This is a genomic window from Arthrobacter sp. ASL1, assembly GCF_056680475.1.
The window spans coordinates 2,372,233-2,386,753 of sequence record NZ_CM155284.1 but is presented as its reverse complement, the minus strand read 5'-3'; the positions used below and the strand labels follow the sequence as shown (position 1 = coordinate 2,386,753).

The following is a 14,521-nucleotide window of genomic DNA, read 5'->3' as shown; positions in this document are numbered from 1 at the left end:
ATTGCTCCCGGTTCTAGCTAGCAGCTAATTCAATCTCGGTCCCGCGGAATTAGGAAGGTTGGTCAGAGACGACGATATGCCGCCCTCCACCTTCGCCTTCGGACTCGCTGTGCAATCCCAGGTCCGCGACCGTGTCGTGAACAAGCTTGCGCTCGTACGCACTCATAGGTTGTAACGCAACTTCCTCACCATTGGCTTTTACCGTGGCTACCGCGTCCTCGGCAATCTTCTTTAGCTCGCCTGCGCGGCCATCCCGATAACCAGCGATGTCCAGAACAAGACGTGAACGATTACCTGTCGCGGATAGGACCGCAAGGCGTGCCAATTCCTGCAATGCTTCGAGGCCTTCGCCATCACGCCCGAGAAGGTCCTTCAGCGCAGCGTCGTCGCCAGTCTCGCTGACAATCGAGATATATGTGCGCCCGCTGCGGATTTCTATATCGATATCACCGTCGAGATCAGCAATATCGAGGAGTTCCTCGAGGTAATCTGCAGCGATGTCCCCCTCTTCCTCCACACGGCTGGCGGTCTCATGGGGCAACGAGGTGGACTCCGGTGCCTCCTCTACCGGGCCGCCAAGTGTCTGGGCAATCCCATTGGCATTCGCATCGACGGTGCTCATCGTCTACTTCCTTTTCCTGTTCTTACGCTGCGGCTGCTCACGCTGGCTCTTGGGTTCAATGACCTCGGGTTCAGCCACTTCATCATTCTTCTTGTGCCCCACGGGTGGCAGTCCCTTGGCAGCACGCCTTGCGTTGAGTTCACGTTCCGCCTGCGAACCCGGCGTCGGGTTGTTACGAATGACATAGAACTGCTGTCCAAGCGTCCAAACGTTGGTGGCAGTCCAGTAGATGAGTACGCCAATGGGGAAGTTGATACCGCCGATGCCGAACACGAGCGGGAGGATGTACATCATCATTTTCTGTTGCTGCATGAAGGGACCTTCCAGGGCCTCCTTAGTCATGTTCTTCGTCATGATCTGGCGCTGGGTAATGAACTGGCTTGCAGACATCGCAACGATCATGACGACAGCGGTGATGATGACGGCAATCTTCGGATCGCCGGAATTGATGGTGCCCAGGAACGTCTCCGAAAGACCGGCCCCAAAAATCGTCGAGGCGTCGAAGCTCCGGACGTGGTCCACTGACAGCGCACCGACTGAGTGGCCCTCGGCGCTGGCCCGAGAGGCGTTATTCAGGACCCGGAAGAGGGCGAAGAAGAAAGGCATCTGTACGAGAATCGGTAGGCAGGAGGCCAACGGATTCGTCTTGTGCTTCTTGAACAGCTCCCGTTGTTCCGCGATCATGGCCTGCTGAGAGAGCTGGTCCTTCTTGCCCTTGTACTTGGCTTGGAGCTTTCGAAGGTCTGGCTGCAGAACCTGCATAGCCCGTTGGGCTTTGATTTGCTTCACAAAAACAGGGATAAGCGCAGTACGAATGAGCAATACCAGGAAGATGATGGACAGCGTCCAGGTCCATCCCGAATCCGGATCCATACCCACGAAGGTGAAGACTGCGTGAAATGCCCGAAGGATCCACGAGACTACCTGCGTGAATGGCCACAGGATTGTGTCTAGGAAATTCATTACCGGTTATGCTCCTCGTGCCACGTCAGCGGCATCGTCGTCGGCGGGAATCGGCGGATGATTCAACACCATGATCTTTGGGGCCTTGCCTTCCGGCCAAATCCGTCGCCCGGCTGGCACATGGTCGATACCTCCATGGCTCCACGGATTGCAGCGGAGTATCCTCCAGACAGCGAGTCCGCTTCCTTTGACTGCACCATGCACTGTCACCGCTTCAAGACCGTAGGCGGAACAGCTTGGAAAATACCGGCAGACATCACCGTACAGAGGCGAAACAGCCTTTCGGTATCCGATGATCAGTCCGATCAGCAGTTTCCGCGGGATATCGACTAGCCACCAGACAATACGGCCCGTCCCCGTTGACTCATGCATCGCGGTATCCCTTTCGCCCTGCCGCGGCGCTATTCTTCGAAGCCAGCGCGCAGGCATTGTCGAGGGCATGGCGGGTGTCCATAGACAAATCCGACCACGACGCATGCGCCGAGGCCGGAAGTGCCCGCAGCACTATGTCGAATCCGGTGTCCGATTTGGCCAGATGTTCCGCCGCAATCGCCCTTAGTCTCCGTTTAACGAGATTTCGGGTCACTGCGTTCCCGACGGCCTTCGAAACGATGAATCCGTACCTCGAGGGGTTCCTAAATGCCGCGTCAGGACGAATGACTGCATATAGCACGACGTTCCGGCGCCCAGAACGGGCGCCGGAACGTACGGTGGCGGAGAATTCCGCAGCGGAACGCAGGCGATGTTTCTTAGGCAACATGATCAGTACCCGGCGATGCCGGAGGCCATGTTCACGTCAACAACGCGCGCGGTCCGTGGGAATTGCTCGGTGCTATGCAGACAGCTCGGTACGGCCCTTGGACCGACGAGCTGAAAGTATGGCGCGACCCGCACGGGTGCGCATACGAAGACGGAAGCCGTGCTTCTTGGCACGACGGCGGTTATTCGGCTGAAAAGTCCGCTTGCTCACAGTAGTAACTCCAAGACGATCAAAGGATGCGCCTTAACCCGTTGCTACAAGGGGGAAGAACAGGCTGACGCTCGTATTTCATGCGGCGCATGTGGATTTCCAGAGCGCGAACTAGCCGTAGCAGTTCTACTCCCTGGTTCCAAAGCACACACACAGGACTAAACAACGATAGGCGACGTGCGGGAGGCAGGTCAAACCGGCACGCCCACCGAGGCACGCACCTGAGGGTCGAGGGCTGTGAATAACTTCGTATTCATTAATCCACAGTTGTGGACAACGTGCAAGGAATTCCTATCTTTCGCGGGGGTGTGTCGGGCCGCTCGATCGCGCTCGTGGCGGTCTCCAGCGGCATTTTCAAGGGATTCGCTTGATCGATGCCAGCGCACCCGAGTTATCCACGGTCTGTGAATAACATTGTGGATGACCGCTAGAATCAATACCTGTTGGTCGTTTTCCCTACGGCGCGGACCAGCGGAACTTGTCGCCGAACGATGAGACCTTGAAGGGGGAGTCGGCAGTGAGCACGGACGAATCAAACAGTGTCGGGAGCGCGTGGCGCCAGGTAGTTCGTATTCTCGAGCAGGACGATCGCGTTACCCCGCGCCAGCGCGGTTTCGTCGTCCTTGCCCGGCCACTCGGGCTGATCGGCACCACGTTGCTGCTCGCGGTCCCCAATGAGCTGACTCGGGAAGTCCTACAGACCCAACTCAAGAATTCCCTTGATGCCGCGCTGCGTCACGTGTTCCAGGATGACATTCTCTGCGCCTTCAGTATCGATGCCGATTTGGTTCCCGCGACCGAACCCGAGCCCGCTCAACCGGAGCCGGCCCCAGTGCCAAAGGAGCGGATCAGCGATAATCGCCCGCAGCCCTCTCCTCCTTCAAACTCCCAGGAATTTGGCCGTCTAAATCCCAAATATATCTTCGATACCTTTGTGATCGGTTCCTCCAACAGATTCGCCCACGCTGCAGCTGTGGCCGTCGCCGAAGCGCCTGCCAAGGCATATAACCCGCTCTTCATATATGGCGATTCCGGTTTGGGAAAGACGCACCTTCTACATGCAATTGGCCACTATGCCCGGCACCTCTACAACGGCATACGGGTGCGCTACGTCAACTCCGAGGAGTTCACCAACGACTTCATCAACTCGATCCGAGACGACGAGGGCGCCAGTTTCAAGCAGACCTACCGCAACGTCGATATTCTCCTGATCGATGACATCCAATTCTTGGCGAACAAGGATGCGACGCAGGAGGAGTTCTTCCACACTTTCAATGCGTTGCATAACCACAACAAGCAAGTGGTCATCACATCCGATCTTCCTCCCAAGCAATTGGCCGGCTTCGAGGATCGGATGCGCTCCCGATTTGAGTGGGGACTCCTCACGGATATCCAGCCACCAGAGCTGGAAACACGCATTGCCATCCTGCGCAAAAAGGCCACAGCGGAGGGTCTCTCCGCACCGGACGACGTCATGGAATACATCGCCTCGAAGATCTCGACAAACATTCGGGAACTCGAGGGCGCGCTCATTAGAGTCACCGCGTTTGCCTCCTTGAATAACCAAACGGTTGATCTCACTTTGGCAGAGCAGGTGTTGAAGGACTTAATAACCGACGAAGGTGCCCAGGAGATCACACCGGCGGCGATCATCGCCCAGACCGCGGACTACTTCAATCTCAGTATCGAGGAATTGAATAGCAAGTCGCGGACGCGGACCTTGGTGACAGCCCGGCAGATTGCCATGTACCTCCTGCGGGAGCTCACGGACATGTCACTTCCGAAGATCGGGGCCGTACTAGGCGGCCGCGACCACACCACGGTGATCCACGCGGACCGGAAAATTAGAGAACTCATGGCCGAACGTCGAGCGATATTCAACCAGGTGACTGAGCTCACCAACAGGATCAAACAGCAGCAACGCGAAGGCTAGTTTCCCGGAATCACGCCGATATGCACGCCTGTGGATAAATCTGTGGATAGTTAAGTGGACGAGTCGGTTTCCCTGCGGATAAGTCCGGGGTGCCCTGTGGATCCCCAAAATTCTCAAAAAAGTTGTCCACCGCCCTGTTGAGATTCACCGGAACTGAACACACAGGTTGTACACAGTCCAAAACCGCCGGATGCATCATCAGACTCGGTTATCCACAGTATCCACAGCACTTATTAACACTACGAATCCCCATTTCTAGAAGAATCCAAATAACAAGTTCCCTAACCGGATCCCTGTTCCACCACATGATGTTCCAAGAACACTCCGGTATCCCCAGCTTCAGCACTCGGGCTAAGCTTGCACCGGAAAGTTGTCACCAAAAGCTGTGAAAGGCGGATCACTACGTGAAGTTCAGTGTCGAAAGGGACGTCCTGGCAGATGCCGTGTCCTGGACTGCCCGTTCGCTGTCACAGCGACCGCCCTCTCCCGTCCTTTCCGGAATCCTAATTACCGCCGGGGACTCCGTCGTTTCGCTGGCGGGATTCGACTATGAGATCTCGGCGCATCTTGAAATCGCCGCCGAAGTCATCGACCAGGGCACAATCCTTGTTTCCGGGAAGCTTCTGGCCGAAATTTGCCGAAACCTGCCCCAAGCCAACGTGACTATCGAAACGGAGGCCTCGAAGGTCACCGTCACTTGTGGGCGAAGCCGGTTCCATTTGGCCACGATGCCCGTGGCGGACTACCCGGATCTTCCTGTTTTGCCAGAAATCGCCGGAACCGTGGACGGTGCAGCCTTTTCGGAGGCGGTTAGCCAAGTCATCGTCGCCGCATCCAAGGACGACACACTGCCGATCCTCACCGGCGTCAAAATGGAGATCGAAGACGACCTCATCACCTTTCTCGCAACCGACCGTTACCGGCTTGCCATGCGTGAAGTCCATTGGAAGCCGACCACCCCAGGTATTTCCACCTCCACACTGGTAAAGGCCAAGACGCTGAGCGAAGTGGCCAAGACCCTGGGAGGCGCTGGCGAACTGAGGATTGCCCTCGGAGAAAGCAGCGACCTGATCGGCTTCGAGAGCGGAAGCCGACGGACGACGTCGCTTCTTGTCGATGGCGACTACCCCAAGATTCGGTCGCTGTTTCCGGAGAACACGCCAATTCACGCGACCGTACGCACCCACGAGCTGGTTGAGGCAGTTCGCCGTGTAGCCGTTGTTGCCGAGCGCAATACGCCGGTCCGATTGACGTTTACCGATTCCCAGCTTGCCCTTGACGCGGGCACCGGCGAGGACGCCCAGGCCGAGGAGGCCATCGAGGCCCAACTCGATGGCGAGGACATCACAGTTGCCTTCAACCCTGCCTACCTTTCCGAGGGCTTGAACGCTTTCAGCAGCGAATTCGTTCGCTTCTCGTTCACCACCGCGCCAAAGCCCGCGATGATGACGGCACAGAAGGCTCTCGACGGAAACGACGAGGACGATTACCGCTACCTGGTCATGCCCGTTCGCTTGCCCAACTGACAAGCTTTCGGTTGCTGGGCCGCGACTACAGTAGGAGGAATCCATGCATATCGGATTGATCGGCCTGGGCAAGATGGGGTCCAACATGCGTGCCCGATTGCGTCAGGGTGGCATCGAAGTCACCGGCTACGACCGCAATCCTGAGGTCTCCGATGTCGCGTCGGTGGACGCACTCTTGACGGCCCTCCCACCGCGCAAAATCGTTTGGATCATGGTGCCGGCTGGCCCGATTACCGATGCGCTCGTCTACGAACTCGCTGGAAAGCTGGGCCAGGGCGACCTACTCGTAGACGGTGGCAACACCCGATTCAGCGATGACATCCGGCACGGCGTTGACCTGGCCAAGGCGGGGATTCGTTTTGTTGACTGCGGTGTTTCCGGTGGAGTCTGGGGATTGGAGAATGGCTATGGGCTGATGGCCGGTGGCACGGAAGAGGACATCGAGGAGCTTCTGCCGGTTTTCGATGCGCTCCGTCCCGAAGGGGATCGAGCACAGAGTTTCGTCCACGTGGGCGAAATCGGTGCCGGACACTACGCCAAGATGGTTCACAACGGCATTGAATACGGCATCATGCAGTCCTACGCAGAGGGATACGAGCTCCTCGCGGCCAAGGGAATCATCAAGGACGTCCCGGGAACTTTTGGCGCCTGGCAAGAAGGGACGGTCATCAGGTCGTGGTTGCTCGACCTGCTGGTCAAGGCCCTGAAGGAAGACCCGAACCTGAGTGCAGTTGCCGGTTATGTGGAAGATTCCGGCGAAGGCCGTTGGACTGTGGAGGAGGCTATCGCCAATGCGGTCCCCGCTCCTGCCATTACTGCGTCGGTCTTCGCGCGCTTTGCTTCGCGCCAGGATGACGCCCCGGCCATGAAAATGGTCGCAGCCCTGCGCAATCAGTTCGGCGGGCATGCGGTGCGCCGGCCGGGCGAATAGCTAGGATCACCCACAGTTGTACATATCGCATGTATCGCTGACCGACTTTCGTTCATATCGGCAGGTCGATCTCGAATTGGTTCCGGGGACAACTGTCTTTACCGGCCCCAATGGCATAGGTAAGACAAACATCGCGGAGGCATTGGGATATCTGGCCTCGCTGTCGTCGCATCGTGTTTCCAATGACGCACCCCTCATCTATTTCGGAGCCGACCAGGCGTTGGTGAGGGCACGCGTCCACCGTGGGGACCAAGGCGTTGGACTCGAGTTGGAGATCGCTGCCGGAAAAGCCAACCGCGCCAGGATCAACCGCGCCAATCCCGTCCGGGCACGCGACATTTTGGGCATCGTGCGAACGGTGCTCTTCGCACCTGAGGACCTGGCTCTCGTCAAGGGGGATCCCTCAGAACGACGTCGTTACCTTGACGATGTACTCGTTGCTTTGCAACCTCACCACGCGGCCACGCGGTCCGACTACGACCGAGTCCTGAAACAGCGCAATGCCTTGTTGAAATCTGCCCGTGCAGCCGGACGGCTCTCTTCATCCCACGAGGCGACCCTGTCGGTATGGGACGAGCACCTTGCAACAGCGGGCTCGAAGCTACTGCGCGGAAGGCTTGAAGTCCTCGGTGCACTCGAGGGGCATATTGCCGATGCGTATGACGGGCTGACTGACGGATCGAAACCCGCCACGGCGAGATACATGTCGACTGTGGGCGGTGGAATTGGCGACGGGGGGGACCCGGGGATTCAGGGCAACGAGACGTCCGGGACTCCACGGAGCCAGCTGATGGGACTCGACGAGGAAGGAATGCATGAGGCATTTCTCGAGGCGCTCGCCCTTCAAAGGAGGAAGGAGCTGGACCGTGGATTGACGCTGGTCGGACCGCATCGGGATGAATTGGTTCTCGGTCTCGGAAACGCCCCTGCCAAGGGCTATGCCTCGCACGGAGAGACGTGGTCATTGGCCCTGTCCCTGCGGCTGGCCGTCTACCGCGCCTTGTGCGAGGACGACTCACGTCCTGGTTCCAAACCGATACTCATACTCGACGATGTGTTCGCCGAGCTCGATGTTTCCCGACGACGGAAACTGGCCGCCGTTGTGTCGGATGCCGAACAGGTGATCGTGACTGCGGCAGTTGTCGAGGATGTCCCCGACGAGCTCAACGGAAGGATTCTCACCGTTGGTCCCGGAACGGTCTCAGCATGAGTACAGGGCTGGGCGGGCCGCAGGAGGGCGCGGACGAGCTCGACGCGGCGCGGGCCATGCTGAACAGGATGCGACAATCGGCGATTGCACGCGGGGAGGTTCGAATCGATGCGGCCAAGGCCCGGCGCGCCGGTGAACGCGGCGCCCAGGCTCGGGAGATGCGGCGCCGCTCTTCGGCGGGGCCGGCATACGACGACGGACGTGATCCACAAGGCATTGGAACCGTGTTCGGACGCATGGTCCGCGACCGGGGATGGACCTCCCCGGTCGCCGTGGGCTCGGTCATGTCCAGATGGACTGAATTGGTTGGACCGCAGATCAGTGCCCATTGCACCGCAGAGAGCTTTGAGGACACCACCGTCGTCGTTCGGTGCGATTCCACGGCCTGGGCGACACAGGTGCGTTTGCTCAGTCACAGTTTGCTCAAGACCTTCGATGAGAAGCTCGGCGTCGGAGTCGTCACCACCATCCAAGTTCTGGGACCTGCCGCTCCGAGCTGGAAAAAGGGGATGCGCCGTGTAGCTGGACGAGGCCCACGGGACACGTACGGGTAGAACTTCCGGACGATCACCACACTGGCAGGGGCGTGCCGGCCGGGTTCTTCAGCATGGGTAGTCGTCTACACGAACCGAAGTTACCGACAGGGAACTGCCTGCAGGCGCTCTGCTGGGCCCGTCGGCACATAGGGGATCACCCGGTGCCCATGGAGGACGTTCTAGGGCGGTTATTTTGCCAATGAGAGGCATTTGGCACCCGATTTGCCCCACCGATCCGAAGATTCGCGGTAGAATTGAGGACATGGTGTCCACCCGGCGATAGCCAAGGCACCGTTTCATGGAAGGCCGGTCAATCTGATTGGTTTCCGCCGAGAATGCACAAGGAGCCTGCACCGCCTGTGGATACTGAGAACACCACCCCCGAGGAAGAGAATTCCGAAGCCCCACAGGAGACCGCTTCCGTTCAAGATCCGGCGTTGGTACCGGTTGTGGAGCATCAACCGCAAGAAAATCCCCACCGTGTAGAACATGCCTATGGTGCCAACGACATCACCGTGCTCGAAGGACTCGAAGCTGTCCGTAAGCGTCCCGGTATGTATATCGGTTCCACCGGCCCCCGCGGCTTGCACCACCTGGTCTACGAGGTGGTTGACAACTCCGTTGACGAGGCGCTGGCCGGGTATTGCGACACCATCAGCGTGGCCCTCCGTGAAGATGGCGGCGTCCGGGTCCAGGACAACGGCCGTGGCATTCCAGTGGATGTGCACCCGACTGAGGGAAAGCCCACCGTCGAGGTCGTCATGACCATCCTGCACGCAGGCGGCAAATTCGGCGGAGGAGCTTATGCCGTCTCCGGCGGTTTGCACGGAGTCGGGATCTCTGTTGTGAACGCCCTGTCGCGGCGAGTGGACACCGAGATCCGCCAGCAAGGGAACGTCTACCGGATGACATTCGCCGACGGCGGCAAGCCGCAGACGGGGTTGGTTAAGGGCGAGGAAACATCGGAAACCGGAACCACACAGACCTTTTACCCGGACCCCGAGATATTCGATACCGTTGAATTCGATTTCGAAACCCTCCGCGCGCGTTTCCAGCAGATGGCCTTCCTGAACAAGGGCCTGCGCATCACGCTGACTGATGAGCGCACGCTGGATGATTCGGCCGACGAGATCGCCGAGGACTCCAGCCAGGAGCGTGCTGATGAAGCAGCGGAACCCAAACACCGGTTCGTCGACTACTGCTACCGGGATGGCCTGCTCGACTACGTCAAGTACCTGAACGCCTCCAAAAAGGTCGACTTGGTGCACCCGGATGTCATCGCGTTCGAGAGCGAAGATCCCGACCGCATGATATCTGTCGAAATCGCGATGCAGTGGACCACCGCTTACTCGGAGTCGGTCCACACTTACGCGAATACGATTAACACCCACGAGGGTGGCACGCACGAAGAAGGATTCCGTGCGGCCATGACGTCGCTGATCAACCGCTACGCCAAGGAAAAGGGCATCCTCAAGGACAAGGATGACAACCTCACCGGTGATGACATCCGCGAAGGCCTCACCGCGGTCATTTCCATCAAGTTGGGCGAACCGCAGTTCGAGGGACAAACGAAGACCAAGTTGGGCAACTCCATGGCCAAGGGCTTCGTCCAGGGAGTCGTCAACGACGAACTCGGCGACTGGCTAGAGCGGAACCCCGTGACCGCCAAGGACATCATCCGAAAGTCGCTTTTTGCTGCGCAAGCCCGGATGGCTGCACGTAAGGCCCGGGACAACGCCCGGCGAAAGTCGCCGCTGGAATCCTTCGGGATGCCGGGAAAGCTCTCGGATTGCTCCTCGAAGAACCCCGCCGAATGCGAGGTCTACATCGTGGAGGGTGATTCAGCCGGGGGCTCTGCCAAGCGTGGCCGCGATCCACGAACCCAAGCGATCCTCCCCCTGCGCGGCAAAATCCTCAACGTCGAGCGGGCACGTCTGGACCGGGCCCTGGGCAACGCCGAGGTCCAATCCATGATCACCGCCTTCGGTAGTGGAATCGGCGAGGAATTCGATCTGGCCAAACTCCGCTACCACAAGATCGTGCTCATGGCCGATGCAGACGTCGACGGTCAGCACATCACCACCTTGCTGCTCACCCTGCTTTTCCGATACATGCGCCCGCTGATTGAGAACGGCTACGTCTACCTGGCACAGCCTCCGCTGTACCGGATCAAGTGGTCCAACTCGGCGCATGACTACGTCTTCTCGGATGCCGAACGCGACGCCGCCCTGACCGCCGGCGCAGCTTCCAACAAGCGGCTGCCCAAGGACAACGGCATCCAGCGCTACAAGGGCCTGGGAGAAATGGACTATTCGGAGTTGTGGGACACCACGATGGATCCGGACCGACGCACGCTACGCCAGATCACCATGGAGGACGCAGCTGCAGCCGATCAGATATTCGCGGTCCTCATGGGCGAGGACGTCGAATCCCGCCGCAACTTCATTCAGCAGAACGCCAAGGACGTGCGCTTCCTCGATATCTGAGAGACACCGCCCCTTTCGTTCCCAGCAGCTTTGAGTAGAGGAAAAACCCGATGAGCGACGAAACGCCCGAAAACCCCCAGGATCCGGAGAACGGAGAAGACATCCTCCCGGAGCAGCCGATGGCAGCGGCGACTATCGACAGGATCGAACCAATCGACCTGCAAACCGAGATGCAGCGGTCCTATCTGGACTACGCCATGGCCGTGATCGTCGGCCGCGCATTGCCGGATGTCCGCGACGGACTGAAGCCGGTGCACCGCCGCGTTCTCTACGCGATGTTCGACGGCGGCTATCGTCCCGAGCGCTCATACAACAAATGCGCCCGCGTCGTGGGCGAAGTCATGGGGCAGTACCACCCCCATGGGGATTCCGCGATCTATGATGCCCTGGTACGCCTGATCCAGGACTGGACCATGCGCTACCCGCTGGCACTGGGGCAAGGGAACTTCGGTTCGCCCGGCAACGATGGCGCGGCCGCCCCGCGTTACACCGAGACCAAGATGGCTCCGCTGGCCATGGAAATGGTCAGGGATATCGACGAGGAAACCGTCGACTTCCAGGACAACTACGACGGAAAGAACCAAGAACCGACGATCCTGCCGGCACGGTTCCCGAACCTGCTGGTCAACGGCTCATCGGGCATTGCAGTCGGTATGGCCACGAATATTCCGCCGCACAATCTGCGGGAAGTTGCCTCGGGAGTCCAGTGGTATCTGGAAAACCCGACAGCCACCAAGGAGGAGCTCCTTGAGGAACTCCTGCTGCATGTCAAGGGACCGGACTTCCCGACCGGGGCACTCATCCTGGGACGCCGCGGCATTGAGGATGCCTACCGGACGGGCCGCGGATCCGTAACGATGCGCGCAGTGGTCAATGTCGAGGAGCTGCAAGGCCGCACCTGCCTCGTCGTCACCGAACTGCCCTATCAGGCCAACCCCGACAACCTGTCCATCAAAATTGCCGAACTGGTCAAGGACGGCAAGATGCAGGGGATCGCGGACCTGCGTGACGAGACCTCAGGTCGTACGGGGCAGCGACTGGTCATCGTGCTCAAACGCGATGCCGTCGCAAAGGTGGTGCTGAACAACCTCTACAAGCACACGGAGTTGCAGAGCAACTTCTCGGCCAACATGCTTGCGATCGTCGATGGCGTGCCACGAACCCTTTCCTTGGACGCCTTCATTCGTCACTGGGTGACACACCAGATCGACGTCATCGTGCGGCGCACACAGTTCCGGCTGCGCAAGGCAGAAGAACAGGCACATATCCTGCGAGGTCTACTCAAGGCGCTTGATGCACTGGATGAGGTTATCGCGCTCATCCGGCGATCGTCGACTGTCGAGGACGCACGCAATGGCCTGAAGGATCTGCTCGAGATCGATGATCTCCAGGCCCAGGCCATCCTGGACATGCAGCTGCGCAGGCTCGCCGCTCTGGAACGCCAGAAGATCCAGGACCAGCATGCCAAACTCGAGGCGGAAATCGCCGAATACAAGATCATCTTGGGTGACCCCGTGCGACAGCGGCAGATCATCTCCGAGGAGCTTGCCGACATCGTTCAGCGCCACGGTGATGACCGCCGGACACAGATCGTCGCCGGTTACGACGGCGACATGTCCATGGAAGACCTCATTCCCGAAGAGGAAATGGTCGTCACCATTACCCGTGGCGGCTACGTCAAGCGCACGCGCAGCGACAACTACAGGTCGCAAAACCGCGGGGGCAAGGGCATTCGGGGAGCCCAGCTGCGGGGGGACGACGTCGTTGAGCACTTCTTCGTCACCACCACGCACAATTGGCTGCTCTTCTTCACCAACCACGGACGTGTCTACCGGGCCAAGTGCTACGAACTGGCCGAGGGTGGGCGCGATGCAAAGGGCCAGCACGTCGCGAACCTGATGGCGTTCCAGCCGGACGAACACATCGCCCAGGTCCTGGACCTCCGCGACTATGAACAGGCACCGTACCTTGTCCTGGCCACCCGTCGCGGGTTGGTCAAGAAGACGCGCCTCACCGACTACGACACGAACCGGTCGGCAGGAGTCATCGCCCTCAACCTGCGCGACGGCGACGAATTGGTTTCGGCGCAACTGGTGTCCGAAACCGACGACATGATGTTGGTTTCCCGGAAGGGCCAGTCGGTGCGTTTTACGGCCACCGACCAGGCCCTTCGCCCTATGGGCCGCAACACGTCCGGCGTCACCGGTATGAAGTTCCGTGAGGACGACGAACTGCTGGCAGCCGAGGTCGTCGGCGAGGATTCGTATGTGTTTGTCGTCACCGAAGGCGGGTACGCCAAGCGGACTTCTGCCCAGGAATACAGGGTGCAGTCACGTGGTGGCATCGGCATCAAGGTAGCCAAGCTCGCGGACGAACGCGGCAACCTCGCCGGTGCACTCATCGTTCAGGAAAGCGACGAGGTCCTTGTCGTCATGCAGGGTGGAAAGGTCGTACGTTCCCAGGTCTCGCAGGTTCCTGCGAAGGGGCGCGACACCATGGGGGTGATCTTCGCCAAGCCGGACAAGAAGGACCGGATCATCGCCGTGGCCAAAAATACTGAGCGTGGGCTGGGAACTGATGAAGATGGTGATGCAGTACCGTTGGATTCTGACGATTCTCAGGAAAGCGCACCGGTAGCGGCCGACTTGCCCGCCGATGGCGGGGCCGAAGTGGTATCCACCGATGACGTGGACGCCGTCCCGGCCCCTGACGAGACCGATACTGACGGAGGTAATGCGTGAGCACCCCGAATAATCCGCGCCCTGCGGCGCCGCGCCAGAAACCGAGTGGACAGGGGCGGCCCACTGCTTCGGCGCAGCGCCCGGCATCGGGTTCTCCACGGTCTTCCGGCCAGGCCACGCAGGGCAAGAACCAAGGCCAGCAGCGGGCGGGACAGCGCCCCCAGCAGCTCGTCCGTCCGGCGCCAAAGGCGAAGGTCCGCAAGGCACGGCTGCTCGTTAGCAAAGTCGATCCGTGGTCCGTGCTGAAGATGGCATTCCTACTTTCGGTGGCACTTGGCATCGTCACCGTGGTCGCCGCCGTCGTATTGTGGACCGTCCTTGATCTGACGGGTATCTTCGACCGCGTGAATGACCTGCTCGGCCAGGTCATCGGCACGGAATCAGGCTTCAATCTCAAGGAGCTCATTTCCCTTGGGCAGGTGGCTTCTTTCGCCACGATCATCGCGGTCGTCAACGTCGTCCTGTTGACGGCGCTGTCGATGCTCGCAGCCGTGCTCTACAACATTTCGTCGACTCTTGTCGGCGGCATCGGAGTCACCCTGACGGACGACTGAACCCCAACCGTTTCGGGTCTCCGGAAAGTGGCGTGTACCACTCGCCGGA

Annotated in this window: 13 protein-coding genes; 8 read left to right on the top strand and 5 right to left on the bottom strand. The window is 59.5% G+C overall.

Annotated features, from left to right (window positions below; all coding sequences use genetic code 11):
• Positions 1–49: 49 nt before the first annotated feature.
• The 5 genes from AC1MEQ_RS11300 to rpmH form a co-directional block, all read right to left on the bottom strand.
• Entirely contained in the window at positions 50–622 is a 573-nt protein-coding gene (locus AC1MEQ_RS11300) for a Jag family protein (RefSeq protein WP_479790799.1), read from the bottom strand.
• Between the two features lie 3 nt (positions 623–625).
• Positions 626–1,585 carry a membrane protein insertase YidC gene (yidC, locus tag AC1MEQ_RS11295; protein ID WP_479790797.1) on the bottom strand — a complete coding sequence of 320 codons (960 nt, stop codon included), beginning with the start codon at positions 1,583–1,585 and terminating at the stop codon, positions 626–628.
• A 6-nt stretch (positions 1,586–1,591) separates the two neighbouring features.
• Positions 1,592–1,957: a membrane protein insertion efficiency factor YidD gene (yidD, locus tag AC1MEQ_RS11290; RefSeq protein WP_479790795.1), complete on the bottom strand. Its 366-nt coding sequence runs from the start codon at positions 1,955–1,957 to the stop codon at positions 1,592–1,594.
• Complete coding sequence (rnpA, locus tag AC1MEQ_RS11285) at positions 1,950–2,345, bottom strand: ribonuclease P protein component (protein ID WP_479790793.1); 396 nt, start codon at positions 2,343–2,345, stop codon at positions 1,950–1,952. Before rnpA ends, yidD begins: the two co-directional genes overlap by 8 nt.
• Before the next feature lie 72 nt (positions 2,346–2,417).
• Positions 2,418–2,555 carry a 50S ribosomal protein L34 gene (gene rpmH, locus AC1MEQ_RS11280; protein ID WP_055854070.1) on the bottom strand — a complete coding sequence of 46 codons (138 nt, stop codon included), beginning with the start codon at positions 2,553–2,555 and terminating at the stop codon, positions 2,418–2,420.
• Positions 2,556–3,072: 517 nt separating this feature from the next.
• On the opposite strand from rpmH, the gene dnaA reads away from it, so the two are divergent.
• The 8 genes from dnaA to AC1MEQ_RS11240 all read left to right on the top strand — a co-directional run bounded on the left by dnaA (position 3,073) and on the right by AC1MEQ_RS11240 (position 14,472).
• Positions 3,073–4,488 carry a chromosomal replication initiator protein DnaA gene (gene dnaA, locus AC1MEQ_RS11275; protein WP_479790790.1) on the top strand — a complete coding sequence of 472 codons (1,416 nt, stop codon included), beginning with the start codon at positions 3,073–3,075 and terminating at the stop codon, positions 4,486–4,488.
• A 404-nt stretch (positions 4,489–4,892) separates the two neighbouring features.
• Entirely contained in the window at positions 4,893–6,014 is a 1,122-nt protein-coding gene (gene dnaN, locus AC1MEQ_RS11270) for a DNA polymerase III subunit beta (protein WP_479790787.1), read from the top strand.
• Between the two features lie 43 nt (positions 6,015–6,057).
• The gene (gnd, locus tag AC1MEQ_RS11265) at positions 6,058–6,945 is read left to right on the top strand and encodes a phosphogluconate dehydrogenase (NAD(+)-dependent, decarboxylating) (protein WP_479790784.1); all 888 of its coding nucleotides are present in this window, start codon (positions 6,058–6,060) and stop codon (positions 6,943–6,945) included.
• A 16-nt stretch (positions 6,946–6,961) separates the two neighbouring features.
• Entirely contained in the window at positions 6,962–8,155 is a 1,194-nt protein-coding gene (gene recF / locus AC1MEQ_RS11260; RefSeq protein WP_479790781.1) for a DNA replication/repair protein RecF, read from the top strand.
• Positions 8,152–8,709, top strand: a complete 558-nt coding sequence (locus AC1MEQ_RS11255) for a DciA family protein (protein ID WP_479790779.1) — start codon at positions 8,152–8,154, stop codon at positions 8,707–8,709. The genes recF and AC1MEQ_RS11255 overlap by 4 nt, the downstream gene beginning before the upstream one ends.
• 317 nt (positions 8,710–9,026) lie before the next feature.
• Entirely contained in the window at positions 9,027–11,177 is a 2,151-nt protein-coding gene (gyrB, locus tag AC1MEQ_RS11250) for a DNA topoisomerase (ATP-hydrolyzing) subunit B (protein ID WP_479796112.1), read from the top strand.
• Between the two features lie 50 nt (positions 11,178–11,227).
• Complete coding sequence (gene gyrA / locus AC1MEQ_RS11245) at positions 11,228–13,918, top strand: DNA gyrase subunit A (RefSeq protein WP_479790777.1); 2,691 nt, start codon at positions 11,228–11,230, stop codon at positions 13,916–13,918.
• A complete protein-coding gene (locus AC1MEQ_RS11240; protein WP_479790775.1) occupies positions 13,915–14,472 on the top strand; it encodes a DUF3566 domain-containing protein in 558 nt (185 codons plus the stop codon). The genes gyrA and AC1MEQ_RS11240 overlap by 4 nt, the downstream gene beginning before the upstream one ends.
• Positions 14,473–14,521 lie beyond the last annotated feature (49 nt).

Coding starts and splice junctions, on each gene's coding strand:
- yidD (WP_479790795.1), bottom strand. CDS start 1,957: ATGCATGAGTCAACGGGGACGGGCCGTATTGTCTGGTGGCTAGTCGAT.
- gyrB (WP_479796112.1), top strand. CDS start 9,027: ATGCACAAGGAGCCTGCACCGCCTGTGGATACTGAGAACACCACCCCC.
- gnd (WP_479790784.1), top strand. CDS start 6,058: ATGCATATCGGATTGATCGGCCTGGGCAAGATGGGGTCCAACATGCGT.
- yidC (WP_479790797.1), bottom strand. CDS start 1,585: ATGAATTTCCTAGACACAATCCTGTGGCCATTCACGCAGGTAGTCTCG.
- rnpA (WP_479790793.1), bottom strand. CDS start 2,345: ATGTTGCCTAAGAAACATCGCCTGCGTTCCGCTGCGGAATTCTCCGCC.
- AC1MEQ_RS11300 (WP_479790799.1), bottom strand. CDS start 622: ATGAGCACCGTCGATGCGAATGCCAATGGGATTGCCCAGACACTTGGC.
- AC1MEQ_RS11255 (WP_479790779.1), top strand. CDS start 8,152: ATGAGTACAGGGCTGGGCGGGCCGCAGGAGGGCGCGGACGAGCTCGAC.
- gyrA (WP_479790777.1), top strand. CDS start 11,228: ATGAGCGACGAAACGCCCGAAAACCCCCAGGATCCGGAGAACGGAGAA.